At 67.0% G+C, this 2706-nt stretch carries 3 protein-coding genes; all 3 read right to left on the bottom strand.

The window, feature by feature from the left end:
* Positions 1-510, bottom strand: a 510-nt coding sequence (locus tag ACLL81_RS11500; RefSeq protein WP_411288481.1) for an MFS transporter, incomplete at its 3' end; no start/stop codon positions are given.
* Positions 503-1327, bottom strand: coding sequence for an alpha/beta fold hydrolase (locus tag ACLL81_RS11495; protein ID WP_411288480.1), 825 nt, complete (start codon positions 1325-1327; stop codon positions 503-505). The genes ACLL81_RS11500 and ACLL81_RS11495, both read right to left, overlap by 8 nt.
* A gap of 5 nt (positions 1328-1332) precedes the next feature.
* A partial coding sequence (locus ACLL81_RS11490) for an FAD-binding protein (RefSeq protein ID WP_411288479.1) occupies positions 1333-2706 on the bottom strand: 1374 nt, incomplete at its 5' end.

Below are 2706 nucleotides of genomic sequence, written 5' to 3'. Positions count from 1 at the left end.
CTCCAAGTAGGTGATGATCGGCCCGCCGATGAGGAAGGCCGTCCCGGCGCCGATAAAGGTGCCGGTCATGAAAATGCTCACCGCGCGCGGCCGCTGCATGGCCGGGAAGAAATCGGCGATCAAGGAAAAGGCGCATGGCGCCAGCACCGCCTCGCCGATGCCCACGCCCATGCGCATCAAGAACAGGGTCGGGAAATCCTTGGCGAGGCAGGAGCCGGCGGTAAACAGGCACCACAGGGCAATGCCGGCGGCCAGAAGCCGCCGACGCTCCACCCGGTCGGCCAGCCAGCCGAACGGCACCCCAAAGGTGATGAACAGCAGGGCGAAGGCCGGCCCCAGCAACAGGCCGATCTGGAAATCATTGAGGCCGAGGTCCGCCTTGATCGGCTCGATCAGCAGGCTGAGGATCCAACGGTCGATGTAGCCCAGCACGTGGACAGCGGTCAGCAGGATCAGCACATACCAGCCGTAGCCGGACGCGCGGCGATCTGAACCCGAACCGTCAACCAAGCACTTGGGCCTTAAGGAACGCGATCACCGGTCCCGCCCAATAGTCGGGCCGCTCCAGTTGCATGGCCACGCCGCCGTCAAGCTCGGCGTACTCGAAGTCGGGACGGATGGCCCTGATCTTGGCGGCGGACGAATAGAGCATGTCCTTGGCGCCGGCCATGAGCAGTGTCGGACAGGCGATCTTGGGCAGGTCGGCGATCAGGTCGTAGCGGAACGCCGCCCAATAGGCGTGCTCGGCATGAACGCCGTTGTTGTAGAAGCTGAGCACCGCAGTCTGCACCGACTCGTCGCTCCAGTCTGGATCGCCCAGCTTGCGTACCCGCTCCCAGCGGTCGGTGAAATGGCTGCCGTCGCTCTTGATCGCCGTGTCGCTGCCGGTCAGCGCCTGCTTCTCGCCGCGCTCCTCAGCGCTCCATAGGGGAGCGTTGTCGATCACCAGGGCCGAGACGCGATCAGGGTGGCGGGCGGCAAAGCAGGGAGACAGCAGGGCCCCGGTGTGGTGGCCAGTGATGGCCACACGGTCCAGGCCCAGCCCGTCCAGCGCCCGGGCGATGTTGTCGGCGAATTCCTCCGCCGTCTTGTATCCGTCCGCGGCGTCGGACATGCCGCAGCCTGGACTGTCCAGGGCGATCACCCGCAGGCCGGCGGCGGCCAGGGGCGCCATGACCTTGTGGTATTGGACCGACGACCAGGGCACCTGATGGATCAGCACGAACGGGTCGCCCTGCCCAGCCTCGCGGTAGTGGACTTGGCCCCAGACGCCGTCGACGTAGCCGCGACGATGGCTGGAGATGTTCTGGGCTCTGGGCAGGCTCATCAGGTCTACTCCAGGGGAATGATCGTCTGGCCCAGCAGCCGTCCGAACGTCATGGCCGGGGTCACCATCATGCCGCCACAGGCCGATCGGCCCATGGTCTGCGACGAACCGAGGATCTCTCCGGCCGCGAACAAATTTGGGATCGCAGATCCATCCGCGCGAACCACCTGCAGCCCGTCGTTCACCGCCAGCCCCACCGCGCTGGTGACCGTCGCGCCTTGCTGGCGGATGGCGTAGAATGGAGTCCGGCTGATCGGCAAGGGCCGATGGGCGCGGCCGAAGAAGTCGTGGCCGGTTTGCACGCCGTAGTTGTAGCCTTCCACGCTGCGGGCGAGCCCATCGGCGTCGATGCCCGCGGCCGCCGCCAGGGCTGTCAGCGTGTCAGCCTTGATGAAGGATGTGCGCGAACCGTCGAACGCCGCGGCGACCTCGTCGCGCGACCAGTCGTCGACCATCGGCGGGGCCGCATCCAGAATCGCCTGGTCGAAGATCACCCAGTAGCGTTTGTCCGGCTGGACGAACAAGGCGTTCTCCCGGGCGTCGACGCTGGGGATATCCTCGCGCACGAAGCGCTCGCCGAGCACATTGACGTAGATTTCCCACGGCTGGCGGCGCTCCGGCGCGGTGATCAGGCGCGCCACCGTCGGTGCGGGATAGACGTGGCCCTCCAGCACCGAACCGAAGCCGATGAAATAATGCTCTGCGCCGCGCAGCACCCCGCCGACCGCCTCGCCGAGCCGGTGGCCGACGCCCTGTGAGCCGCGATAGGCGGCGGCGGAATATTGCGGCACCCCCGACAAGGCCTCGAACATCTGCGGATTGGCGCCGTAGCCGCCGCTGGTCAGGGCGACCTTGCGAGCCGAGAAGGCGTGACGGCCGCCGTCGGCATCCTGGGCCACCACCCCAGTCACGCCGCCGTCCTGGGTCAGAAGCTCGACCACCTTGTGCTGCACGCGCACGGCGATGCGGCCCTCGGCCACGCGCTTGTCCACCTGGGGCGTCAGCACCGCCTTGATGGAGAGCCCGCCCTCGGGGGCCCAGTAGTAGCGCCGCTTGCTGTAGTGCTCGTGGCCCCAACCGGTAATCGGGTGATGCGGTTCGACGACTAGGCCGAGGTCGCACAGCCAGTCGAAAGTGTCGGCGGCGTTGTCCACCGCCAGCCGAACGATGCCAGGATTGGCCGTGCCCCGGCTGATCCGCATAATGTCGTCGTAGTGCTCGTCGGGCGTATCCTCGATCCCCTTGTCCTTTTGTACACGCGATCCGGCTGCGCTCATCTGGCCGGTGCTGACCCAAAGCGATCCGCCAATCTCCGCCTCTGCCTCAAGGATCAGTACGCGCGCGCCCCGGTCCGCCGCGAAGATCGCCGCCGGCATCCC

It is taken from the genome of Phenylobacterium sp. (assembly GCF_046590535.1).
Classification (GTDB): Bacteria; Pseudomonadota; Alphaproteobacteria; order Caulobacterales; family Caulobacteraceae; genus Phenylobacterium.
The sequence above is the reverse complement of the archived record's forward strand: the minus strand, read 5'-3'. Positions and strand labels throughout refer to the sequence as shown.